The 22,913-nt window shown below is 71.3% G+C and carries 22 protein-coding genes and 1 pseudogene; 13 read left to right on the top strand and 10 right to left on the bottom strand.

The features are described 5' to 3' along the window. The first annotated feature begins 1 nt into the window (after position 1). Positions 2 to 994, top strand: coding sequence for an aldo/keto reductase (locus tag KJK29_RS21090; protein WP_215120705.1), 993 nt, complete (start codon positions 2 to 4; stop codon positions 992 to 994). Positions 995 to 1,183: 189 nt separating this feature from the next. Here KJK29_RS21090 and thpR read toward each other — a convergent pair whose 3' ends face one another. Continuing rightward, positions 1,184 to 1,756: an RNA 2',3'-cyclic phosphodiesterase gene (gene thpR / locus KJK29_RS21085; RefSeq protein ID WP_215120704.1), complete on the bottom strand. Its 573-nt coding sequence runs from the start codon at positions 1,754 to 1,756 to the stop codon at positions 1,184 to 1,186. Positions 1,757 to 1,781: 25 nt separating this feature from the next. Here thpR and KJK29_RS21080 point away from each other — a divergent pair, with 25 nt between their 5' ends. Beyond that, positions 1,782 to 2,303, top strand: coding sequence for a GNAT family N-acetyltransferase (locus tag KJK29_RS21080; protein ID WP_215120703.1), 522 nt, complete (start codon positions 1,782 to 1,784; stop codon positions 2,301 to 2,303). An 88-nt stretch (positions 2,304 to 2,391) separates the two neighbouring features. Further along, positions 2,392 to 2,979 carry a Uma2 family endonuclease gene (locus KJK29_RS21075; RefSeq protein ID WP_215120702.1) on the top strand — a complete coding sequence of 196 codons (588 nt, stop codon included), beginning with the start codon at positions 2,392 to 2,394 and terminating at the stop codon, positions 2,977 to 2,979. Between the two features lie 14 nt (positions 2,980 to 2,993). Here KJK29_RS21075 and KJK29_RS21070 read toward each other — a convergent pair whose 3' ends face one another. Together KJK29_RS21070 and KJK29_RS21065 are read right to left on the bottom strand one after the other, a co-directional pair. Beyond that, positions 2,994 to 4,376 carry an MFS transporter gene (locus KJK29_RS21070; RefSeq protein ID WP_215120701.1) on the bottom strand — a complete coding sequence of 461 codons (1,383 nt, stop codon included), beginning with the start codon at positions 4,374 to 4,376 and terminating at the stop codon, positions 2,994 to 2,996. Positions 4,377 to 4,403: 27 nt separating this feature from the next. Beyond that, entirely contained in the window at positions 4,404 to 4,841 is a 438-nt protein-coding gene (locus tag KJK29_RS21065) for a MarR family winged helix-turn-helix transcriptional regulator (protein ID WP_215120700.1), read from the bottom strand. A 155-nt stretch (positions 4,842 to 4,996) separates the two neighbouring features. Here KJK29_RS21065 and KJK29_RS21060 point away from each other — a divergent pair, with 155 nt between their 5' ends. Beyond that, the gene (locus tag KJK29_RS21060; RefSeq protein ID WP_215120699.1) at positions 4,997 to 5,179 is read left to right on the top strand and encodes a ribbon-helix-helix protein, CopG family; all 183 of its coding nucleotides are present in this window, start codon (positions 4,997 to 4,999) and stop codon (positions 5,177 to 5,179) included. A gap of 15 nt (positions 5,180 to 5,194) precedes the next feature. Here the strand turns inward: KJK29_RS21060 and KJK29_RS21055 are convergent, their stop codons facing one another. Continuing rightward, entirely contained in the window at positions 5,195 to 6,646 is a 1,452-nt protein-coding gene (locus KJK29_RS21055; protein WP_215120698.1) for an NCS2 family permease, read from the bottom strand. A 117-nt stretch (positions 6,647 to 6,763) separates the two neighbouring features. Between KJK29_RS21055 and KJK29_RS21050 the strand changes: the two genes are divergently transcribed. From KJK29_RS21050 to KJK29_RS21040, 3 genes are all read left to right on the top strand, one after another. Next, positions 6,764 to 7,045 (top strand): DUF2530 domain-containing protein, encoded by a 282-nt coding sequence (locus KJK29_RS21050; protein ID WP_215120697.1) that lies wholly within the window; start codon positions 6,764 to 6,766, stop codon positions 7,043 to 7,045. Positions 7,046 to 7,362: 317 nt separating this feature from the next. After that, on the top strand, positions 7,363 to 8,214 hold the full coding sequence (locus KJK29_RS21045) for a class I SAM-dependent methyltransferase (protein WP_215120696.1): 852 nt from the start codon (positions 7,363 to 7,365) through the stop codon (positions 8,212 to 8,214). Between the two features lie 133 nt (positions 8,215 to 8,347). Then, positions 8,348 to 10,741 (top strand): HAD-IC family P-type ATPase, encoded by a 2,394-nt coding sequence (locus tag KJK29_RS21040; RefSeq protein ID WP_215120695.1) that lies wholly within the window; start codon positions 8,348 to 8,350, stop codon positions 10,739 to 10,741. Between the two features lie 22 nt (positions 10,742 to 10,763). On the opposite strand, the gene KJK29_RS21035 is transcribed toward KJK29_RS21040, so the two are convergent. Together KJK29_RS21035 and KJK29_RS21030 are read right to left on the bottom strand one after the other, a co-directional pair. Beyond that, complete coding sequence (locus tag KJK29_RS21035) at positions 10,764 to 11,672, bottom strand: hypothetical protein (RefSeq protein WP_215120694.1); 909 nt, start codon at positions 11,670 to 11,672, stop codon at positions 10,764 to 10,766. A 193-nt stretch (positions 11,673 to 11,865) separates the two neighbouring features. Then, complete coding sequence (locus tag KJK29_RS21030) at positions 11,866 to 14,994, bottom strand: sacsin N-terminal ATP-binding-like domain-containing protein (RefSeq protein ID WP_215120693.1); 3,129 nt, start codon at positions 14,992 to 14,994, stop codon at positions 11,866 to 11,868. 301 nt (positions 14,995 to 15,295) lie between these two features. Here KJK29_RS21030 and KJK29_RS38915 point away from each other — a divergent pair. Then, a pseudogene (locus KJK29_RS38915) lies at positions 15,296 to 15,710 on the top strand (hypothetical protein); the annotation flags it as partial. Positions 15,711 to 15,737: 27 nt separating this feature from the next. Here the strand turns inward: KJK29_RS38915 and KJK29_RS21020 are convergent. Continuing rightward, the gene (locus KJK29_RS21020) at positions 15,738 to 16,667 is read right to left on the bottom strand and encodes a DUF3027 domain-containing protein (protein WP_215120691.1); all 930 of its coding nucleotides are present in this window, start codon (positions 16,665 to 16,667) and stop codon (positions 15,738 to 15,740) included. A gap of 262 nt (positions 16,668 to 16,929) precedes the next feature. On the opposite strand from KJK29_RS21020, the gene KJK29_RS21015 reads away from it, so the two are divergent. The 4 genes from KJK29_RS21015 (at position 16,930) to KJK29_RS21000 (ending at position 20,461) form a co-directional block, all read left to right on the top strand. Continuing rightward, complete coding sequence (locus tag KJK29_RS21015) at positions 16,930 to 18,330, top strand: MFS transporter (RefSeq protein WP_370869150.1); 1,401 nt, start codon at positions 16,930 to 16,932, stop codon at positions 18,328 to 18,330. Positions 18,331 to 18,391: 61 nt separating this feature from the next. Then, entirely contained in the window at positions 18,392 to 18,865 is a 474-nt protein-coding gene (locus KJK29_RS21010) for a DUF2771 domain-containing protein (protein ID WP_251057882.1), read from the top strand. Next, positions 18,835 to 19,623, top strand: coding sequence for a futalosine hydrolase (locus KJK29_RS21005; protein ID WP_285439967.1), 789 nt, complete (start codon positions 18,835 to 18,837; stop codon positions 19,621 to 19,623). The genes KJK29_RS21010 and KJK29_RS21005 overlap by 31 nt, the downstream gene beginning before the upstream one ends. Then, positions 19,613 to 20,461 carry a 1,4-dihydroxy-6-naphthoate synthase gene (locus tag KJK29_RS21000; protein ID WP_215120688.1) on the top strand — a complete coding sequence of 283 codons (849 nt, stop codon included), beginning with the start codon at positions 19,613 to 19,615 and terminating at the stop codon, positions 20,459 to 20,461. Before KJK29_RS21005 ends, KJK29_RS21000 begins: the two co-directional genes overlap by 11 nt. Positions 20,462 to 20,467: 6 nt before the next feature. Here the strand turns inward: KJK29_RS21000 and KJK29_RS39185 are convergent, their stop codons facing one another. Next, positions 20,468 to 20,851 (bottom strand): cold-shock protein, encoded by a 384-nt coding sequence (locus KJK29_RS39185; protein WP_189729237.1) that lies wholly within the window; start codon positions 20,849 to 20,851, stop codon positions 20,468 to 20,470. A 164-nt stretch (positions 20,852 to 21,015) separates the two neighbouring features. Here KJK29_RS39185 and KJK29_RS20990 point away from each other — a divergent pair, with 164 nt between their 5' ends. Further along, the gene (locus KJK29_RS20990; protein WP_184599437.1) at positions 21,016 to 21,264 is read left to right on the top strand and encodes a hypothetical protein; all 249 of its coding nucleotides are present in this window, start codon (positions 21,016 to 21,018) and stop codon (positions 21,262 to 21,264) included. Here KJK29_RS20990 and KJK29_RS20985 read toward each other — a convergent pair. Together KJK29_RS20985 and KJK29_RS20980 are read right to left on the bottom strand one after the other, a co-directional pair. Next, a complete protein-coding gene (locus KJK29_RS20985) occupies positions 21,243 to 21,866 on the bottom strand; it encodes an HAD family hydrolase (protein ID WP_215120687.1) in 624 nt (207 codons plus the stop codon). The two genes, KJK29_RS20990 and KJK29_RS20985, sit on opposite strands and share 22 nt — an antisense overlap. A 52-nt stretch (positions 21,867 to 21,918) precedes the next feature. Continuing rightward, on the bottom strand, positions 21,919 to 22,908 hold the full coding sequence (locus KJK29_RS20980; protein WP_215120686.1) for a hypothetical protein: 990 nt from the start codon (positions 22,906 to 22,908) through the stop codon (positions 21,919 to 21,921). Positions 22,909 to 22,913 lie beyond the last annotated feature (5 nt).

Here is a 22,913-nt window from a genome sequence, read left to right as displayed (position 1 = left end):
CATGAAGTACACGCAGCTCGGACGCACGGGACTCAAGGTCAGCCGGCTCGTCCTCGGCACCATGAACTTCGGTCCGCAGACCGACGAGGCCGACAGTCACGCCATCATGGACGCGGCGCTGGACGCGGGCATCAACTTCTTCGACACCGCCAACGTGTACGGCTGGGGTGAGAACAAGGGCCGTACCGAGAGCATCATCGGGAACTGGTTCGCCAAGGGCGAGGGACGGCGCGAGAAGGTCGTCCTCGCCACGAAGGTGTACGGCCACATGGGCGGCGACGGCCCGGCCTGGCCCAACCACGACAAGCTCTCCGCGGTCAACATCCGGCGGGCCGTGGACGCCAGCCTCAAGCGGCTCCAGACCGACCACATCGACGTCTACCAGTTCCACCACATCGACCGGGACACCCCGTTCGAGGAGATCTGGCAGGCGATCGACGTCCTGGTCCAGCAGGGCAAGATCCTCTACGTCGGGTCGTCGAACTTCCCCGGCTACAAGATCGCCCAGGCCAACGAGATCGCCGCCCGGCGCGGCGGGACCATCGGGCTGGTCAGCGAGCAGTGCCTCTACAACCTCGCCGAGCGGCGTGCCGAGATGGAGGTCATCCCGGCCGCGCGGGACTACGGGCTCGGGGTCATCCCCTGGTCGCCGCTGCACGGCGGTCTGCTGGGCGGCGTGCTCAAGAAGGAGGTCGAGGGCGGCCGCCGTGCCTCCGGCCGGGCCGCCGACGCCCTCGCCGACCCCGCCTCCCGCGCGCAGATCCAGGCCTACGAGGACCTGCTCGACAAGCACGGCATCGAGCCCGGCGAGGCCGCCCTGGCCTGGCTCCTCACCCGCCCGGGCGTGACCGGCCCGATCGTCGGCCCGCGCACGGCGGGTCAGCTGGAGTCCGCCCTGCGCGCGGCCGACCTGGAACTCTCCGAGGATCTCCTGACCGGCCTCGACGAGATCTTCCCGGGCCCGGGCCCGAGCCCGGAGGCCTTCGCCTGGTAGCGCACCTCCAGGGGCGCGGGGCTGAATCCGATCTGCGGCTCCACCGCAGATCGGAAGGCAGCGGACAGCAGTCCCCCGCCCCTGCCCGGCTACCTACCGAGCGCGGAAGCCAGGGCGACAACGAGAAACATCAGCACGAGCACACCGGCCATGATCCGGTTACGGGTTTTCGGGTCCACGGCACCGAGCCTAACCGGCACCCCCGAGCGCCCACCGACCGACCGCCTCATACCGGGGCTGCTCCCCCGGAACCCCCGACGTCGGCAGATTGCTCCGCACCAGCGCCAGCTCTCCCACCGTCCAGGTCCGGCCGGTGAACCCGGCCAGGGCGTCCAGGCACGGGCGCACGTCCCGCGCCTCCCGGCTCCTCGCGATCGTCAGATGGGCCTTGTACCGCCGGTGCTCCCCCATCGCCACCCCCGCCTTCCGCGCCGCGGCCTCGGCCCGCTCTGCCAGCAGCCGCAGGGTCGCCAGATCACCCTCGGCCCCGGCCCACAGCGCCCGCCCGTGCCCGAACTGACCGCCGCCTCGTACGGCCAGCGAAAAGGGGTCAGTACGGCGCGCGGCCCGCTCCAGCCGCTCCGACAGCTCGGGGACGAGACCGTCGTCGACCTCCCCGTAGAACGCGAGCGTGAAGTGCCAGCCGGGGCGGCCGGTCCAGCGCATGCCGTCGGCGCCGGGCAGCCCGCGCAACGCGTCGACCACGGAGCCGAGTTCACGGCACACCTCGTCGGGGGGCAGCACGGCCGCGAAGAGTCTCATGGACCCAGCCTGGCACCATGAGGCCATGCGGATCACCATCCGGGACGGCGGGCCCGACGACATTCCCGCGATACTCGGCATGCTCGACGGCTGCGTGGAATGGCTGGTCTCCCAGGGCCGCACGGGGCAGTGGGGGACCCGGCCCCTGTCGCAGAGCCCGAAGACGGTGGAGTCGGTCGGCCGGTACATGGCGGAGGGGAACACGTTCATGGCCGACGTCGACGGCGTCCCCGCCGGCACCCTCACCCTCACCGACTCGGCGGGCGCCTACCTTTCCCACCTCCCCCAGCCCGGCGAACCCGAGCGCTACATCCACTGGCTCGCCTCCGACCGCCGCTTCCAGGGCCACGGCGTGGGCAGCGCCCTGCTCGCCCACGCCGCCGAGGAGACCCGCCGGGCCGGAGTGGGCCTCCTCCGGGTGGACTGCTACGCCGGCGACGACGGCAAGCTCGTCCGCTACTACGAGGCCAACGGCTTCACCCGCACCGCTGCCTTCACGGTCGGCGAGAACAACTGGCCCGGGCAACTACTGGCCCGCAGGGTGTAGCCCCCGGCCCGCCCCCAGCCGGAGCCGGGCGTGTCCCGGTCACCGTGCGTATCGTTGTACTGCGCGGCAGCCGGGGTACGGCGCCACGGTGACCGTCCTCGCAGACAGGATCGAGATGGCCGACAGCAGCGGCGACCTCACCCTCAACGTGATGTTCGACTGGGTGGAGAAGATGCCCGCCCCCGAGGGCTACAAGGTCGAGATCGTCGGGGGGAACATCTTCCTGGCGCCTCAGCGGGACACCCACTGGGACATCATCGCGGACATCTACGACCAGCTGCGCACCAAGTATCCGCGCAAGCGCCTGAAGTCCGACGTCCGCGTCGACTACCCGGGCCACCTCAACGGCTTCGCCTCCGACCTGACGCTGATGGCCGAGGGCGCTGCGAAGAACGCCAAGAACCTGTGGCGCTACGAGGACGTCGAGTTCGTCGCCGAGGTCATCTCCAGGAAGACCGCGGCGAACGACTACGGGCCCAAGAAGGACGCCTACGCCGCCGCCGGTGTGCCGGTGTACCTGATCGTGGATCCGTACACCGGCCGCTGGCACCTGCACACCAAGCCCAAGGACGGCGAGTACCGGGGCAAGCTGAGTCTGGACTTCGGGGACGAGGCGGACCTGACCGGCACCGTGGTCGGCCTGCTTCTGGAGACCGGCGAGTTCCCCCGAGACTGACCCCGACCAGCCCCCTACGCCGCCGGAGCCAGCGCCTCCTGCTGCTCCCGGGGCACGAACCGCACCCGTGGGTGGCCCTGATGCCAGCCCACCGACAGGCGCAGATTGCCGACGCGGGCCAGGATCAGGCCGATCACGGCCGCCGCCACCGCCGCCACCGCGCCGCCCGCCGCGAGGCCCACCCGGGCGCCGTACGTATCGGTGATCCAGCCGACGATCGGGGCGCCGACCGGGGACCCGCCGAGGAAGACCATCATGTAGAGGGCCATGACACGGCCGCGCATGGCCGGGTCGGTGGACATCTGGATGCTGGTGTTCGTCGTGACGTTGACCGTCATGCCGAACAGGCCCAGCGGAACCATGAGCAGGGCGAACAGCCACAGCGTCGGCGTCGTCGCCGCCACGATCTCCAGCGCCCCGAAGACCATGGCCGCCGCGATCAGCAGCCGCAGCCGGGCCGTACCGCGCCGCGCGGCGAGCAGCGCGCCCGCGACCGAGCCGACCGCCATCAGCGTGTTGAACATGCTGTAGGCGCCGGCGCCCGCGTGGAACACGTCGTCCGCGAAGGCCGAGAGGTAGACGGGGAAGTTGAAGGCGAAGGTGCCGACGAAACCGACCAGGACGATCGGCCAGATCAGCTCCGGGCGGCCGGTGACATAGCGGACGCCCTCCCTCAGCTGCCCCTTGCCGCGCGGGGCGCGCTCCACGGCGTGCAGCTCACGGGCGCGCATCAGCAGCAGGCCGGTGAGCGGCGCGACGAAGGACAGGCCGTTGAAGAGGAAGGCGTAGCCGGTGCCGACGCCGGTGATCAGCAGACCCGCGACGGCGGGGCCGACCAGCCGGGCGGACTGGAAGTTGGCGGAGTTCAGGCTGACGGCGTTCTGCAGCTGCCCGGGCCCGACCAGTTCGGAGACGAAGGACTGCCGGGCCGGGTTGTCGACGACCGTGGCCAGACCCATCACGAAGGCGGCGACGTACACGTGCCACACCTGGACCTGGCCGGTGAGGGTGAGGACCGCGAGGGCGAGGGCGGTGAGGCCCATCGACGACTGGGTGACGAGCAGGGTGGGCCGCTTGCGCAGGCGGTCGACGAGGACACCGCCGTAGAGGCCGAAGAGGAGCATCGGCAGGAACTGCAGCGCGGTCGTTATGCCGACGGCGGCGGAGGAGCCGGTGAGGCTGAGGACCAGCCAGTCCTGGGCGATGCGCTGCATCCAGGTGCCGATGTTGGAGACGACCTGCCCCAGGAAGAACAGGCGGTAGTTCCTCACCTTCAGGGAGGAGAACATCGAGGACTTGCGAGCGGACCGGGCGTCGGAGGCGGGGGCGTCGGGGGTGGGCGGGGAGTCGTGGGGATCAGGTGCGGGGACGGAAGCTGCTCCGGGTCCCGTACTCAACAGGGTTCGCCTCCTTGCTGTGACGACTTACAGGTGCGCGAGCTTCTCCAGCACGGGGGCGGCGGCGCGGAGTTTCGCCCACTCGTCCTCGTCGAGGTCCTCGACCAGCGTGGCCAGGAACGCGTTCCGCTTGCGGCGGCTCTCCTCGAGCATCGTTTCGGCCTGCTCGGTGCGCGTCACGACCTTCTGGCGCCGGTCCTCGGGGTGCGGCTCCAGACGGACCAGCCCCTTCGCCTCCAGCAGCGCCACGATGCGGGTCATCGACGGCGGCTGGACATGTTCCTTACGGGCGAGCTCGCCCGGTGTGGCCCTGCCGCAGAGGGACAGGGTGCCGAGCACCGACATCTCGGTGGGGCTGAGCGACTCGTCGACACGCTGGTGCTTGAGCCGACGGGACAGCCGCATCACGGCGGATCGGAGGGAGTTCACGGCGGCTACGTCGTCGCCATGGCTGAGGTCCGGCATGTTCTTTAGCGTAACTCATTACTCTCGCTAAAGAACACCGGGGACACGCAGAAACCCCCGTGACCCTGGCCACTTACCCGTGACATCACTCATATGGGTGACGCGACGGCGGAACGCGCCCCGCCGCACCGAAGGATGCCGCGACCCTCATGCCCATGGGGACCAGCGTGCTCAGCCTGCGAATAGACCACGAACTGCTCGACCGGCTCCGGCACCATGCCGCGAAAAGGGGAATGAGCGTCCAGGACTATGTCGTCCGGACGCTCATTCGAGATGACTTCGACGAACGGTTCCAGGCCGCCGTCGAGGAGACGGAAAGGTTCTACGGAGTCACCTGAGAACCGGGCCCCGGCTCACGTAAGACCCAGCGCGGGCATCAGGTAGTAGAAGGCGAAGACCGCCGCCACCGCGTACATCGCGGCCGGAACCTCCCGGCCCCGGCCGGCCGCCAGGCGCAGCACCGCGAAGGTGATGAAGCCCATGCCGATGCCGTTGGTGATCGAGTACGTGAACGGCATCATCAGCATCGTCACGAAGGCCGGGATCGCGATCGTGTAGTCCGCCCAGTCGATCTCCTTGATCGAGCCGGACAGGATCAGGAAGCCGACCGCGACCAGGGCCGGGGTGGCGGCCTGGGACGGCACCATCGTGGCGACCGGCGTCAGGAACAGGGCGAGGGCGAAGAGCCCGCCGGTGACGACGTTCGCGAGGCCGGTACGGGCACCCTCGCCGACCCCGGCGGTGGACTCGACGAACGCGGTCGTGGCCGAGGAGGAACTGGCACCACCGGCGGCGACCGCGAAGCCGTCCACCAGCAGCACCTTGTTGATGCCGGGCATCTGCCCCTGCGCGTCCGTCAGCTTCGCCTCGTCGGAGACGCCCATGATCGTGCCCATCGCGTCGAAGAAGCACGACAGCAGCACGGTGAAGACGAACAGCACGCCGGTGAGCATGCCGACCTTCTCGAACCCGCCGAACAGACTGACCTGCCCGACCAGCCCGAAGTCAGGACTGGCAACAGGATTCCCGGGCCACTTCGGAGTGGTGAGCCCCCAACTCGGAACATCGACCACGGCCTCGATCACAACCGCCACCACCGTCATGGCCACGATCGAGATCAGGATCGCGCCGGACACCTTGCGCACGATCAGCGCGAGCGTCAGCAGCACCCCCAGCACGAACACCAGCACCGGCCAGCCGTTGAGATGACCGTCGCCACCCAGCTGCAGCGGCACGGTCGTCTGCGCGGCATCCGGGATCCGCGAGACGAACCCGGCGTCGACCAGCCCGATCAGCATGATGAACAGACCGATACCGATGGAGATGGCCTTGCGCAGCCCGAAGGGCACGGCGTTCATGACCCGCTCGCGCAGCCCGGTCGCGACCAGCAACATCACGACGAACCCGGCGAGAACCACCATGCCCATCGCGTCCGGCCAGGACATGCGCGGGGCGAGCTGCAGCGCGACGACGGAGTTCACACCCAGCCCGGCGGCGAGCGCGATCGGCACATTGCCGATGACGCCCATGAGAAGGGTGGTGAAGGCGGCCGTGAGGGCCGTGGCGGTGACCAGCTGCCCGTTGTCGAGCTGATGGCCGTACATGTCCTTCGCGCTGCCGAGGATGATCGGATTCAGCACGATGATGTAGGCCATCGCGAAAAAGGTGGCGAGACCGCCTCGGACCTCACGGGGCAGAGTGCTGCCCCGCTCGGAGATCCGGAAGAAGCGATCGAGTGCGCCGTACGTGGGCCCGGCTCCCGGCTGTTCAGGGGCGGGGACCTGGGCGGGAGCCGAGGACGACATGTGTTTGGTGTTTCCTACGAAGAGAAGTGGTCAAACGCAAACCGTTTCAGTATGAACATATAGACCCCCGAACGACCATCTCCGCGCGTAGACCTGATCGCCTCGTAAGCTGTCCCCATGGCGAAGTGGACCCCCAGGCACGAGGCGCCGGAGCCCCTGGAGGGCCCCGTGGTCGCCACCATCATCGGCGGCACGATTCTGTGGTTCCTCCTCTTCCTGATCCAGCTCCCCTTCTATGGCTGGTTCGACGACCACGGCCACACCTGGTGGATCTGGACCTGCCTGGCCGGAAGCGGCCTGGGCCTCCTGGGCATCTGGTACGTCCGCAAGCGCGACGCCGCGATCAAGCGAGCCACCCAGGACCCACCGGAGCCCCACACGACCCCGTCGGCCCCGTAGAAGGGCCAGCCGGGACGGGCCCGCACCCGCGCACGGCGAGCAGGGGACGTGTCGGGGGGTGTCCGCCCGCAGCGGTTGGCGCGTCAACGAACAGCTAATCGGTCCCCGACCCCATCGCGCCGTTCCGAGGACGGACACCCCCGACGCGGCCCCGACCCACCACCCACGGCGTAGGCGCGGACGCGCACCCCCACCAAAGCCGCACAGGCCGCCGCAGGCACGGGGCCCCAGCCTCCTCCGACAGGACACGCCGCCACCCCCTCCCTACGCTCAAGAGGAGGCGGCGAACGCCCGGCCCCGCGGTGAGGAGCGCAGCCATGACGACGCAGGACAGCGCGACAGCGACCGACCGGACCCTGAAGGCCAAGCACCGCGCGATGTGGGCCCAGGGCGACTACCCGTCCCTCGCCGCCGAGGTCATCCCCGGCCTGGGAGCGGTCCTGGTCGAGGCATGCGGGGTACACCCCGGCCAACGCGTACTGGACGTCGGCGCCGGCAGCGGCAACGCCGCGATCCCCGCGGCCCTGGCCGGCGCGGACGTCATCGCCTCCGACCTGACCCCGGAACTGTTCGGAGCGGGCCGCCTCGCGGCCGAGAAGCAGGGCGCGGACCTCACCTGGCAGGAGGCCGACGCCGAGGACCTGCCCTTCGCCGACGCGGCGTTCGACACCGTGCTGTCCTGCGTAGGCGTCATGTTCGCCCCGCACCACCAGCAGGCCGCCGACGAACTGGTCCGCGTCTGCCGGCCGGGCGGCACCATCGGCCTCCTGAGCTGGACCCCCCAAGGTTTCATCGGCCGGATGTTCGCCGCGATGAAGCCGTACGCGCCCCCGCCCCCACCCGGCGCCCAGCCGCCCCCGCTCTGGGGAGACGTGAACCACGTACGCGCCCTCCTCGGCGACCGCGACCGGGTCACGGACGTCCACACCGAACGCGGCACCGCCAGGGTCGACCACTTCGCCACACCCGAGGCCTTCCGGGACTACTTCAAGGAGCGCTACGGCCCGACGATCACCGTCTACAAGAACATCGCCGACGACCCCGACCGCGTCGCCGCCCTGGACCGTGCCCTGGTGGACCTCGGCCGCGACGGCGACCTGGGAACGGGCCCGGACGGCACGATCCTGGAGTGGGAGTACCTCCTGCTCACCGCCCGCCGAGCGGGCTGACGCGACGGCGCGGCACCAGGGTCCGACGGCGTACAACTGCCGTACGACCAGGGCACGACACCCCTCCTCCCCAGGTCGGATCTTCCCCACATTCAGCAGGTGAAGCGGCAAATCCGCACGTACCGTCGAATGCATGACGCATCTCGACGCGGGTGCCCGGCTCGACTCCGCACGACCGGCACAGGTCACCTCCCCGGTGACCGGCCTGACCGGTGCTCAGGTCGCCGAGCGCGTGGCGCGCGGCCAGGTCAACGACGTACCCGTGCGCAGCAGCCGCTCCACCGTCGACATCGTCCGCGCGAACGTCTTCACCCGCTTCAACGCGATCATCGGCATCCTGTGGCTGATCATGCTGGTCGTGGCGCCGATCCAGGACAGCCTGTTCGGCTTCGTGATCCTCGCCAACACCGGCATCGGGATCGTCCAGGAGTGGCGGGCGAAGAAGACGCTGGACTCCCTCGCGCTGATCGGCGAGGTGCGGCCCACCGTCCGCCGGGACGGGGACGCCACGCAGGTCAGCACGTCCGAGATCGTGCTGGACGACCTGATCGAGATCGGCCCGGGCGACAAGGTCGTGGTCGACGGCGTGTGCGTCGAGGCCGACGGCCTGGAGATCGACGAGTCGCTGCTCACCGGTGAGGCCGACCCGGTGGTCAAGAGCCCCGGCGACCAGGTGATGTCGGGGAGTTTCGTGGTCGCGGGCGGCGGGGCGTTCCAGGCGACGAAGGTCGGGCGGGAGGCGTACGCCGCCCAGCTGGCCGAGGAGGCCTCGCGTTTCACCCTCGTCCAGTCCGAGCTGCGCTCCGGCATCTCCACGATCCTCAAGTACGTGACGTGGATGATGGTCCCGACCGCGATCGGCCTGATCATCAGCCAGCTGTTCGTGAAGGAGAACGCCTTCGACGACTCCGTGGCCCGCACGGTCGGCGGCATCGTCCCGATGGTCCCCGAGGGCCTGGTCCTGCTGACCTCCGTGGCCTTCGCCATCGGCGTGATCCGCCTCGGCCGCAAGCAGTGCCTGGTCCAGGAGCTGCCCGCGATCGAGGGGCTGGCCCGGGTCGACACCGTCTGCCTGGACAAGACCGGCACCCTCACCGAGGGCGGCATGGACGTCACGGAGCTGCGGCCGCTGCGGGACGCCGACGAGGCGTACGTACGACAGGTCCTGGCCGCCCTCGGCGAGTCGGACCCGCGCCCGAACGCCTCCCTGAAGGCGATCATCGACGCCTACCCGGACGGCGAGCGCTGGCGCTGCACCCAGGCGCTGCCCTTCTCCTCGGCGCGCAAGTACAGCGGCGCCGCGTTCGCCGAGACCGGCGGCGAGACGAGCACCTGGCTGCTGGGCGCGCCGGACGTCCTGCTGCCCGACGACGACCCCGCCCTGGCCGAGACCGGGCGGCTGAACGAGCAGGGCCTACGGGTGCTGCTGCTCGCCCGGGTAGAACGGGACCTCGACGACACCGACGTGACCGAGGGCGCGAAGTCCACCGCCCTGGTCGTCCTGGAGCAGCGGCTGCGCCCGGACGCGGCGGACACCCTGCGCTACTTCGCCGACCAGAACGTCCGGGCCAAGGTCATCTCGGGCGACAACGCGGTGTCGGTCGGTGCGGTCGCCTCCAAGCTCGGGCTGTCCGGCACGACCGTGGACGCCCGGCGGCTGCCCGCCGACGACGACGGCATGGCCCGGGCCCTCGACGACAACACGGTGTTCGGGCGGGTCACCCCGCAGCAGAAGCGGACCATGGTGGGCGCGCTGCAGTCCCGTGGGCACACGGTCGCGATGACGGGCGACGGGGTGAACGACGTCCTCGCCCTGAAGGACGCCGACATCGGGGTGGCGATGGGCTCCGGCTCGGAGGCGACCCGGGCGGTGGCGCAGATCGTGCTGCTGAACAACAGTTTCGCGACGCTGCCGTCGGTGGTGGCCGAGGGGCGCCGGGTGATCGGCAACATCACGCGTGTGGCGACGCTGTTCCTCGTCAAGACGGTGTACTCGGTGCTGCTGGCCGTCCTGGTGGTCTGCTCACAGGTCGAGTACCCGTTCCTGCCACGCCACCTGACCCTGCTCTCGACGCTGACGATCGGCGTCCCGGCGTTCTTCCTCGCGCTCGCGCCCAACAAGGAGCGGGCGAAGCCGAACTTCGTACGGCGGGTCATGCGGTATTCGATCCCGGGCGGGGTGGTGGCCGCGGTGGCGACCTTCGCGACGTATCTGATCGCCCGGGAGCACTACACGGGCGCGGGTGCGCTGGACGCGGAGACCAGCGCGGCGACGCTGACGCTCTTCCTGATCTCGATGTGGGTCCTGGCGATCATCGCCCGCCCCTACACCTGGTGGCGCGTCGCCCTGGTGGCTTCGATGGCCGGGGCGTTCCTGCTGGTCCTGGTGGTGCCGTGGCTCCAGCACTTCTTCGCGCTGAAGCTGGTCGGCATGACGATGCCGTGGATCGCGGTCGGCATCGCGACGGTTGCGGCGGCCACCCTGGAACTCACGTGGAGGTGGGTGGACCGCCGCTTTCCCGCTTAGCGCTCGGCTTCGGGGCGCGTGCTTACTGGACGTCGACGAAGTCACCCGCGGCGTTGACCGCCGGGGTGGTCGTCGTGCCCGCGAAGGAGTAGCGGAAGTAGCCGTCCACGGAGGCCTTGACCGTGGTCTTCAGCTCACCAGTGGAGTTCGACTTGATGGTCTTCACCGTGGTGTAGGTGTCGGAGTTCTTCTTACGGAACTGCAGCTTCACCGACTGGTTGGTGTAGCCGTGGTACTTGTTGTCGTCCCAGTTGGCGCGGGACAGCTTGCCGGTGACCGTGATGGTCTTGCCCTTCTTCACCGGCTCCGGCGAGGCGTTGACCGTCAGCTTGGAGAAGCGCTGCAGCTTGAAGGAGTTGGTCGGGTCCGTCACCGCGACGCCGACCTTGTCCAGGTTCGGCTCGTCCGGGTTCTCGCCGTTGAAGGCGACCGCGAAGCCCGCGGCCTTCCAGGAGCCGGCGTCCTCGTTCAGCAGCGCGAACGGGTCGATCTCGACGGTGGCCTTGCAGTTGGCGACGGTCGCGGAGGAGTCCGTGCAGCTCGCGTCGTTGCTGTCGAAGAAGAAGGCCGACTCCTCGAAGGAGGCGCCGCGGTACAGCTCGATGCCCGCGAAGAAGTCGTCGGCGTGGATGTCGACGTCCGCGCCGTGCGTCAGCTTGAAGGAGACGGGCACCTTCACCAGGTTGGTGGTGCCGACGGAGATGTTCTTGCCGTTGTTGACCTTGACGGAGGAGAAGGTCGCGTTCAGGGCGTACGGCTCGCCCTCCACGGCGCCGGCGAAGGCCGACCGGCCGGAGTCGGCGTGAACGACCTCGCTGGCGGCGGCGATGTCCGCGGGAACCTTCGGCTCGGCGGCCTGCGCGGCCGGCACGGCGAAGGCGGAAAGGGCCAGGGCGCCGGTGACGGCGGCCACGGTGGCTCGGATACGCATGCGTTCTCCAGGTGGAGAGGGGCCCCGGCGCTCGTCGTCGGCTCCAGGGGGCCCAAGTGATCGTGGAGTCTGTTGACTCACGTGATCAGATACGTGACGGGTGCGCATGGTTGTACGACGAGTGAAAAATATGTGCGGAAGTTTTCACCGGTCGCCGGGACGCCCTGCTCCTCCGGGACTCACCCTCTGAGCCTCAGTCGAACCACCGATCCCGCTCCAGCTCCTCCGTCCGCGACGGATCCTCCAGGAGTGCCGCCACCTCGAAGCGTCGCGGCCACTGGCCCGCCGCCCAGGCCAGGCCCGCGGCGACGCCCTCGAGGGTGGCGGCGTGGAGGGTGCCGTCGTTGGTGAGGCGCCAGTCGATCTCCACGTCGTCGACGACGAGTTCCTCGTGTTCGACGTAGGAGGAGGGGGTCTGCCGGCCGAGCAGGACCCGTACCGGGTCCGGTACGTCGTGCTCGACGCCCCCGGAACCGACCTGCCCGGTGACGGACTCGCTCAGGCGCCGCACCTGGAACAGTTCGGACAGTTCGGCGGCCCGGGCGGGGCGGACCGGGAGCAGGGGGACGCCCGAGGTGAAGGGGAGCAGGTCGGGCGAGTCGACGACCACGGCGTCGGCCGCGTCCACGACCTCCACCCGGCCGTCGACGACCGCGCGCAGCTCGTCCGGCAGGGTCACCTGCTCGGGGTCGAGATCCGCCAGGGCCCCGTACAGGGCGTGCAGTTGGGCGTCCGCCACCTCGCGCTCGGGCTCGGCGAGCCGGTCGAGCAGTTCGGCGGCCCCGCCGGGCTCGTCCAGCAGCGCGGTGACGGACGTGCGGACCCCGAGCGCGCGCAGCACCTGTTCGTCTTCAAAGCCGGTGGCGTCGGCCTCCTCGTAGAGACCGCGCAGGAGCGGGTCCCCGCCGGCGGCGCGCAGTCCGGCCGGGCGGCGGCCGTCGAGCACCGGGTTCCCGCGCAGCCACCACGCCGCGTACGGGCGTACGACCTCGTGGGTCCCGTCGTGCAGCAGGATCCGCACGGGCTCGACGATGGCGTCCCGGTAGGGCGGCTGCGACAGCAGGGCGAGGGCCTGGGCCCACTTGTCCTCGTCGACCAGGTCCAGGTCCCGTACGGCGATGATCTCCGTGGCGACCGGCGGGACCGGGCTGTCGGGGAAACGGTCGAGGATGTCCTCGCACCACACGTCGACGGCGTCCAGCAGACCCGCGTCGTCGGGCTCGGCGAAGTCGCCCTCGCGGGGCTCCAGTTCGTCCGGGTCGAGGACGACGTCGGTGGCGCGGACCAGCGCGAAGTTCACCAGGACCCCGCAGGCGGCGAGCGGCTGCTCGCCCCACCGGCCGGCCAGCTCCGCGTCCACGGCGGCGAGTTCGCCCTCGCGCATCACCTGGGCGAACGGGCCGCCGGGGAAGACGAGTTCGCAGGCGGGGGCCGGTTCGCCGTCCTCGTCGGGCAGGGCGAGGGCGCCCAGCCAGGGCTCGTCGCCGGGCTCCAGTCCGGCGTCCCGGACCAGCGCGAGCACGGTGTCGGCCAGTTCGTCGGCGTCGAGGGTGTCCTCTTCCCAGTTCACCCCGCCCTCGTCGTCCAGGGACGCGGCGACGGCGGCCCGGACCTGCGGGGTGGTGAGGACGGCACGCGGGGTGGCGGGCAGGGCGCCGAGCTTCTCCAGGAGCGGATGGGCGGCGTCCGGGTGGGCGACCTTCAGGCCGAGCCGGGCCAGCACCTCGGGGTCGATACCGGCGGCCTCCGCGCCGGGCAGGAGCACCTGCCGGGGGCCGATGGTCGTACGGCCGTCCGCGAGCGGCACCGGGAGGCCCGAGAGCCGGTCGGGGTCGACCCCGGCGAGGCTGTCGTAGAGGCGCCGCCACCAGCCGGGGTCCTTCTCCAGCCCGGCCAGCCGGTCGACGGCGTCGGTCAGCGGGACACGGGCGACGCCCAGGGTGCGCAGCTCCGCGCGCCGCTCCAGCCCGCCGGGCAGCAGGGTGGGCAGCACCTCGGCGAGGACCCGCACGGTGTCCGCGCCCGCGCCCTCGACGATCTCGGCGTCACGGGGCCGCAGGGAGTCGGGCAGGTCGTCGCCGTCGTGCTCCTGGGGCTCGGCGGCGGGCGGCAGGAAGGAGGTGCGCGGGAGCCGCTCCAGGATCGCCTGGCGCAGGGCGCCGTCCAGCTCGCCCTTGCCGAGCGGGCCGGGCACCAGGCCGATGATCCCGGTGGTCACGGGCCGCCAGTCGCCGAGGAGTTCGGCGTACGCGTCGGCCGCGCGCTGGACGAGGAAGTCGGTCAGCGGCCCGGGGGCGGCGTGCCGGCGGGTGGAGTCCAGCGGGAACGAGGCGATGAGCAGCGCCGGGACACCGAGCGGCTCGTCGCTGGGCGTGGGCGCGTGCACGACCGGACTGGTGCGGGGCCGGGCCGGGCTGCCGTCGCTGTCGACGGGCACGGCCCAGGTGACGGACCACCGCGGCCGGAGCCGCTCCTCGACGGGCCGGTCCGCGAGCAGGTCGGGCGTGAGCGGGCCGTGCGCGACGGCGGTGCGCCAATGGGTGACGCCGCCCTCGGAGTCGTCGACGACGGTGAAGGCGCCGTCGGTACGGCGGGTGATGGTCCTCGGGCTCTCCCCGTTGACCTCGACCACGACCTCGTCGAGGCCGGGGAGGGCGAGCAGCAGCGCGTCGTCCACGGCGTGCAGCAGCCGCTCGGCGAGAGCGGCGGCGGGGTCGTCGCGCAGCGGGAGGATGACGGCGGTGTCGTACGGGGCGGGGGCGGTGCCCTCGGCGGCGAACGGCAGCCGCAGCAGCGGTACGTGCCCGTCACGCCGCCGGACCTCGTCCCCGAGGCCGGGGCTGTGGCGGGCGGTGTCGGCGGCCAGGCCCCGGGCCTCGGCGAGGGACCAGCGCACCCCGCCGTGCCGGCCGATGAGGGCGGGCTCGTCGGTGACCGACAGGACGGCGGCGAAGCCGACGCCGAAGCGTCCGACGGCCTGCTCCTGGCTCTCCCGCTTCGCCGACGCCCGCAGCGTGGACAGCGACTCGACACCGGCCGCGTCCAGGGGCGCCCCGGTGTTGGCGGCGACGAGCACCCCGTCCCGGAGCGTCAGCCGCAACCGCCCCGGCACTCCGGCCCGGGCGGCGGCGTCGGCGGCGTTCTGGGCGAGCTCGACGACGAGCCGGTCCCGGTAGCCGCCGAGGACCAGGTCCTCCTCGGCGTTGGCGTCCTCACGGAACCGGGCGGGGCTGGTGGCCCACGCGTCCAGCACGCCGCGGCGCAGGCGGGCCGTGCCGAAGGGATCGGCGCCCTCGGGCGCGGGCCGCACGAACTTGCTCACGTTGTCTCTCCTCATCGGCTGACGACGAAGGTACCGCCTGGGCAACCGGGCCGCGTGCCCCGCCCGACACCGGCGATGACCGGCGACGCCCCACTCGTCGTCCCGGCCGACCATGGCGTCACACACCCCGGGCTCCCTCACCCACGCGAGTGAATGTCATCAACTTGGGCCTTTCTGCGAGCAGTTGGCTTCTACGCTCGCCCACAGTCCCTTTGGCATGTGCCGGAGGCATGATCCAATTCCGCAAGCATTCCCATCCCCCACAGGAACCGTGGACGGAGGGCGTACCGGCTCCAGCCGCTCGGAATGGGCGGCGCGCCCGGTCAGCTTCGGCCCTCGCCAGTGGCCCCTGCTCACCCTGCGGCCCCTGGTCGCGGGTCCGCACAACATGCCCGTACTCACCGACCCGGCCGAGGTCCGCAAAGACCTCGCACCCGGCCGCGGAACAGTGGAGGAACCTGGTGGCCGTGGACCTCTCCTTCTACAAGTCGTACATCTCGGAAGAAATCCGCGACGAGGGCCGGGCCGAGGGTGAGGCCCGGCGGGCCGCCGAAGACGTCCTGGAGGTCCTGGACGTCCGTGGCATCGACGTCCCCGAAGCGGTCCGCGAGCGCATCGTGAGCTGCGATGACCCCGAGACCCTGCGCCGCTGGCACCGGCACGCCGTGATCGCCCCCACTGCCGAGCAGATCTTCTCGGACGAGCAGGACGAATAGCCGATCAGCGCTTGGGCTCGGACACGCCTACGAGTGGCCCAGTTCCTCCGTGTTCTCGTCCGCCGCGGCCTCGACCGAGCCCGAGTCCGGCGCCGGGCGCAGGGGGAAGGGGTCGACGCGGGTCTCGTCGATGACCGGGGAGGGCGGCTGCGGGGGGCGGGGCATGACCGCGGCCTCGGAGTGGCCGCCGCAGCCGTAGGTGAGGGAGACGAGGCGGCCGTCAGCCGGGGAGAACTCGTTGGCGCAGACACCGAAGGCCTGGCCGAGGGAGCCGCCGATGGGGGCGAGGAAGCCGCAGGTGACGCAGGCCGCCGGGGCCGACTGGGCCATGGGGGTCTTGGGGCCGAACGCCTCCTCCCAGCGGTCGGCCGCGGTGTACAGGCCGTAGCGGGACAGGACGCGGGCCCGACGCATGCCGAGTTCCTCCGCCACTCCGGTGATGGAGCCGCGGGAGGGGATGGCCGGGAGGAAACCGGACGGGGGTCCCGCGGTGACGTCCGCGTCCTCCGACTCCACCAGATCGGCCATCTCGTGCGACACGGGGGAATTCGGCGCGGGCTCGTCCTCGCCGGAGTAGCCGGGCTCCAGACGGAGGTCCTCGGCGTCCGTGGGGAGCAGGTCGCCCGGGCCCATGTCGCCGGGGCGCAGCCGCTCGCTCCACGGCACCCACTCGGGCGCGAGCACCGCGTCCGGGCCGGGCAGCAGCGCCGCCTCGTCCACCGTGACGATCTTCGCCCGGGACGCCCGGGCCACCGTCACGGCCCACCGCCAGCCCCGGTATCCGAGCTCCCGGCACTCGAAGAAGTGCGTGACAACGCGGTCCCCCTCGGAGACCGTCCCCACGTGCTCGCCGACGATCCCTGGCGCCGCGGCCTCCTCGGCTGCGGCACGCGCGAGGTCGACGGCCTCGGCGCACAGACGGTCAGGGGTGCGGCTTCGCGTTGTCGCTGCGCTCACAGGTATCGCTTCTCTCCATACGCCGTCTCACGAGTGCGCCACTCCCGGCGCGGGGGCGGACGGAGCGGACCGGGGGACCGCGTCGACATCCTTCATCCATTTTGCGGGATGGCTGAGATACGCACGCTACCCTTCCGCCCCACTTCACGTACACCGACGGTCCCATGACCCGACGACCGGGCAGTCATCCGACAGTCACCCCACAGGCCCTATACAAGCGGTAATGGCACTACCCACAGCCTTCTCGGGGCACTATGACGTCGTGGCAGCCGCGAAGACGCCCGTCAAGGGAAGCAGCCGACGACGCGGACCGGGCCGTATGCGCGGCTCCCTCCGCGCGGTCGGCCGTGCCCTGCACTTCCCGGTGACCGGCACCGCCCGCGGCATCCGCAAGGCCACCCACGCGCACGGCGCCGGCGAGTCCGGCCTCGGCAAGCTGATCGAACTGCACGGCGTGAACGGCGCCGGCGATGTCATGGTCACCGTCGCCCTCGCCTCGACGGTCTTCTTCTCCGTCCCCACCGACGAGGCCCGCGGCCGGGTCGCGCTGTACCTCGCCATCACCATGGCGCCCTTCACGCTCCTCGCGCCGGTGATCGGCCCTCTCCTCGACCGCATCCCGCACGGCCGCCGCGCGGCCATGGCCGGTGCGATGCTGGCCCGGGCGCTGCTCGCGATCGTCCTGTCCGGGGCCGTCGCCACCGGCGGTATCGAGCTGTATCCGGCGGCGCTCGGCGTCCTCGTCGCGTCGAAGGCGTACGGGGTGGTCAGAAGCGCCGTCGTGCCCCGGCTGCTGCCACCCCGCTTCTCCCTGGTGAAGGCCAACTCGCGGGTCACCCTCGGCGGCCTCCTCGCCACCGGCATCGCCGCCCCGATCGGCGCCGGACTCCAGCAGATCGGACCGCGCTGGCCGCTCTACGGCGCCTTCGTGCTGTTCATCGTGGGTGCGGTCCTGTCGTTCACGCTGCCGCCCAAGGTCGACTCCGCCAAGGGCGAGGACACCGCGCTGCTGGCCGCGGACGAACAGCATCTGCACGGCCCGCACCGCAGGCCCGTCAAACGCCCCGGGCTGCGCACGGTCGGCCCGGCCGTCACCCACGCCCTGGCCGCCAACGCCTCCATCCGCTGCCTCACCGGCTTCCTGATCTTCTTCCTCGCCTTCCTGCTGCGCGAGCACCCGGTCTCCGGCCAGAGCGCGGCGGTGTCCCTGGGGATCGTGGGCGTCTCGGCGGGCGTGGGCAACGCGCTCGGTACGGCGGTCGGGGCGTGGCTGCGCTCCCGGGCCCCGGAGATCATCATCGTGACGGTGGTGGCGTGTGTGGTGGGCGTGGCGATCCTGGCGTCCGTGTTCTTCAGCGCGGTCCTGGTGGCCTGCCTGGCGGCGATGGCCGGCTTCGCACAGGCCCTGGCCAAGCTGTCGCTGGACGCGCTGATCCAGCGGGACGTGCCCGAACTGGTCCGCACCTCGGCCTTCGCCCGCTCCGAGACCCTGCTGCAGATGTCCTGGGTGCTGGGCGGGGCGGTCGGCATCGTGATGCCGCTCAACGGCACGGCCGGGCTGGCCGTGGGTGCCGCGATCGTCGCCACCGGGTGGGTGACGACCGTCCGGGGGCTGATCGGCTCGGCCCGACGCGGTGGTACGACACGGCCGCGGGTGGCGTAGCCGTCGGGCACGCCGTACCCCGCGTGGGCGGTCCGACCCGCGTGCCGGATAACCTTCGCCCATGAACACGTTGCAATCCGTAGTGCGACGCCGCCGCGCCGTCGCTGTCGCCGGTGTCGTATCCGCCGGACTGCTCGTCCTGTCGGCCTGTGACAAGCCGACGCCGATGGCCACGGTGACCGTGGGCAGCGACTCGGTGAACTCCGAGGCCACCTGTGGCGGCGAGGGCGACGCCCTGAAGCCCGCCGACCTCACGCAGTGCCTGAAGGACAAGGGCATCAAGTCCATCTCGGTCGACCCGGACGAGACCGTGCGCTTCGGTGTCGACCCGGAGATCGCCGACAAGGGCTGGACGATCCTGATGAACGGTCAGCCGCTGACCGACGCCAGCACGAAGACGTACCGCACCATCCCGGGCAGCGTGTTCTTCAACGCCCAGTACGGCGCGCAGGGCGACTCGACGCTGGTCTCCATCAAGGAGGGCGAGAAGGACACGTCCGGCCTCTGGAACTTCAAGCTCGAGAAGGACGCCTGATCGCTGCCGCTGGGCTGGGCAGGGTGCTGATCGCCACCGCTGTTCCTGTGGAGAGGGACGCGGTGGCACAGGCCTTCGGTGGGATTTCGCCGGGGTCCGATGACGCGGCGCTCGGCGCTGTCGGCCGTGCCCACCCGTTCCGCACCGGCGGAACGACTGCCCACGGCTGGACCGATGTGATCGACGTCGGTGTCGGGCCCGCCCTCGCCGCCGCGTCCGTCGCCTCCGCTCTCACCGCCGCCGCCCTCCAAGGCACCCCCTACGACCTCGTCGTCTCCGCCGGGATCGGGGGCGGCTTCCAGCCGGACGCGCCCGTGGGGTCGCTGGTCGTCGCCGATGAGATCGTCGCGGCCGATCTGGGCGCCGAGACGCCCGACGGGTTCGTGCCGGTCACGGAGCTCGGGTTCGGGACCGTGCGTCACCAGCCGCCCGGGGACCTCGTACGGCGGGTCGCCGAGGCCGCCGGGGCCCGTACGGGGGCCGTGCTCACCGTGTCCACTGTGACCGGGACGGCCGCCAGGGCCACCGCGCTGCGCGAGCGGCACCCCACCGCGCTGGCCGAGGCCATGGAGGGCTTCGGTGTCGCCGAGGCCGCCGGTGCGCACGGGGTGCCCGTGCTGGAGATCCGGGCGGTCTCCAATCCCGTCGGGCCGCGCGACCGCGCCGCCTGGCGCATCGGGGACGCCCTGGCCGCCTTGACCGAGGGTTTCGGGAAGCTCGTGCCCGTACTGGAGAGTTGGAACCGGCATGACCAGTGACCAGTTGCAGATCGCGTACTCCCCCTGCCCGAACGACACGTTCGTCTTCGACGCCCTGGCCCACGACCGTGTCCCCGGCGCCCCCGCCCTCGACGTGACCTTCGCCGACATCGACGTCACCAACGGCATGGCCGAGCGCGGCGAGTTCGACGTACTGAAGGTGTCGTACGCCGTGCTGCCGTACGTCCTCGACGAGTACGCGCTGCTGCCCTGCGGGGGTGCGCTGGGGCGGGGCTGCGGGCCGCTGGTGCTGACGCGGGAGGCGGACGTCGACCTCACCGGGCGCCGGGTCGCGGTGCCCAGCGAGAAGTCCACCGCCTATCTGCTGTTCCGGCTGTGGGCCGCCGACACCCTGGCCGACGGGGTCGGCGAGATCGTCGTCATGCCGTTCCACGAGATCATGCCGGCCGTGCGGGATGGGAAGGTCGACGCGGGACTCGTGATCCACGAGGCGCGCTTCACCTACGGCGGCTACGGCCTGCACAAGCTCGCCGACATGGGCGAGCACTGGGAGCACACCACCGGGCTGCCGATCCCGCTGGGCGCGATCATCGCCAAGCGGTCGCTGGGCGAGCAGAAGCTGCGGCTGCTGGCCGACTCCATCCGGACGTCGGTGCGCGCCGCCTGGGACGACCCCGAGGTGTCCCGCCCGTACGTCATGGAGCACGCCCAGGAGATGGACCCGGCCGTCGCCGACCAGCACATCGGGCTGTACGTCAACGAGTTCACGGCCGGTCTCGGCGAGGACGGCTACGCGGCCGTACGCGGACTGCTCACACGCGCGGCGGCCGAGGGACTCGTACCGCCCCTCGGCCCGAACGCGCTGCGCTTTCCCTGAGAAGCCTCAGACGTCCAGCTGGTCGGCGACCGCCCGCAGCAGGCCGGCGATCTTCTTGCCGGAGGTGCGCTCGGGGTAGCGGCCCCGCTCCAGCATCGGGGTGATGTTCTCCAGCAGGGTCGTGAGGTCCTGGACGATCGAGGCGAGTTCGTCCGGCTTCTTGCGCGTCGCCGCAGCGACGGAGGGGGTCGGGTCCAGAATCGTCAGGGACAGTGCCTGGTCGCCGCGCTGCCCGGCGACCACGCCGAACTCCACGCGCTGACCGGGCTTGAGCGTCTCGACTCCGGCGGGGAGGACCGAGGAATGGACGAAGACGTCACCGCCGTCGTCGCGGGAGAGAAAGCCGAAGCCCTTCTCGCTGTTGAACCACTTGACCTTGCCGGTAGGCACGTCTGTCCTCGTCCTCGTACTCGTCGGAAAACTGCTTCTGGAAACGGCTCTTGATAGCACTCGGGCGGGCCGCACGGACCCGCCGGTACCAAGGCTAATGCTCTTCAGGCCGGTGACAAGACGTCACCGGGTTGTTCCTTCGGGCAGGGAACTACCCTGGTCCGGTGCCTGACAAAACCCAAACGAATTCCGCCGCGCCCGGTGACCGTCTGGTCCGTGCCGGTGCCATCGTCTTCTTCATCGGTGCCGTGGCCACACTGGTCACGGTCGCCCCGCTGTTCCTCGGGACGACGCCCTTTCCGACGTACATGTTCGGATTGAGCATGCTCATGGCGGTCGGTTTCCTGATGGCCGGCGCGGGAGTACTGCGTTCCGTGGCGGCCGGCCGCCGTCAGGCGCGCGCGGGGCGGTAGCCGGCGAGCCACCCGGGGAATTCGGTCAGGTCGGCGAGGACGACGTCCGCGCCCGCCGCGCGCAGTTCCTCCGGGGGGCAGGGGCCGGTGGCCACCGCGACGGACAGCGCGCCGGCCGTCCGGGCGCCGCGCACGTCCCCGACGTGGTCGCCGACATAGACGCCCGCGTCGTGCTCGCGCAGCGCCTCCGCCTTCTGTTCGGCCCACAGGTCGCCGATCACCGCGTCGGGCTCCATGCCCAGGTGGGCGAGGTGCAGCTTGGCGTTGGGCTCGTACTTGGCGGTGACGACTATCGCGCGTCCGCCGGCCTCCCGTACGGCCGCGATGGCCTCGGCGGCGCCGGTCATCGCCGGGGTCGCGGCGATGGCGATCGACGGGTACATCGCGCGGTACAGGACGGCCATGTCCGCGACCTCCTCCGCCGGGAACCAGTTGATCAACTCCTCGGCCAGCGGCGGCCCGAGCCGCGTGACCGTCAGATCGGCGTCGATGTAGGTCCCCGTCCGCTCGGACAGCGCCTGGTAGCAGGCGCGGATGCCGGGACGGGAGTCGATGAGGGTCATGTCCAGGTCGAAACCGACGGTGAGTGCCATATGCGCCATTGTGCCCAGGGCGTATGACCCACAGGCGTCCCGGGGGTGCCCGGGATGTGGGCTACTTCTGCCGCTGCGAGCGCCACACCAGGAACAACGCCGAGGCCACCGCCGCGCCCCGGACCACCCAGGGCCAGGTCTCGGAGACCGCGTCGTTCATGTGGCCCTCGGCGATCGGAGTGCCCCAACGGCCGTTCATCCTGCCCCAGAGCCAGACCAGGCCCGAGGTGACGGCGAGCCCGGGCAGGACCATGACCGCCCACTTCGTCTCCGCCTGGGTCAGCCGGCGTGAGGCGTAGGCGATGAGCCAGCCGAGGAGGAGCACGAACCAGTTGCCGAGCACGGCGCCCGCGACGAGCAGAGCGGCGGCGGCCAGGAGCAGCGGGTTGCTCCAGTTGCCGGAGGGCAGACCGGGGAGGCGGCGGCGCCGGGTGCCGGCGACGGCCTCCTCCTCGACGGCCTCGACGGGCGGCTCGGCCGCCGTCTTCTCCGGCTCCGGCTTCCTCGGCTGCGGCGGCTTCAGCAGGTCCGGCAGTTCCACGCCGCCCACGAAGCCCGGCACCTCCTCGCCCACTCCGAACGGGCTGCTGTCCACCCGCCACCAGTCGGGCTGGACGACGCTGTCCCCGAGCTCGTGCCCGGCGGCCAGGTGCGGCGGGGCCGGGCCCTCGGCGGGCGCCGGGCGCGACTCCTCGCCGGGCCGGGCCGGGCGGGGCCGCGGGACGACGCGCCGCAGCATCCCCTTCGCCCGCTCCTCCGGCTCGTCGTCGCGCTGCACGGGGACGGCGGCGGGGGCCGGGGCGCTCCGCGGCGCGTCGCCGGTGCCTTCCGCTGCCGCCGCCACGATCTCGTCGGGGCTGCCCATGCGGGTCAGGATGCGGCGGACGGCGGCGGGCGAGTCGACGGTGACCTTCGCGCGGCGCCGGTCGATCTCGTTACGCAGGTCGGCGACCAGGCGCATCCGGGTGGCCGACGACAACTGCCGCTGCTGGGCCACGTCGCCGACACGGCTCAGATACTCGTAAACGACCTGGTCGCTCTCAATCCCCACGAAGT

The sequence above is a fragment of the Streptomyces koelreuteriae genome, assembly GCF_018604545.1.
Lineage (GTDB): Bacteria > Actinomycetota > Actinomycetes > Streptomycetales > Streptomycetaceae > Streptomyces > Streptomyces koelreuteriae.
Note: the sequence above shows the minus strand (reverse complement) of the source record. Positions and strands in the feature narration are given on the sequence as shown.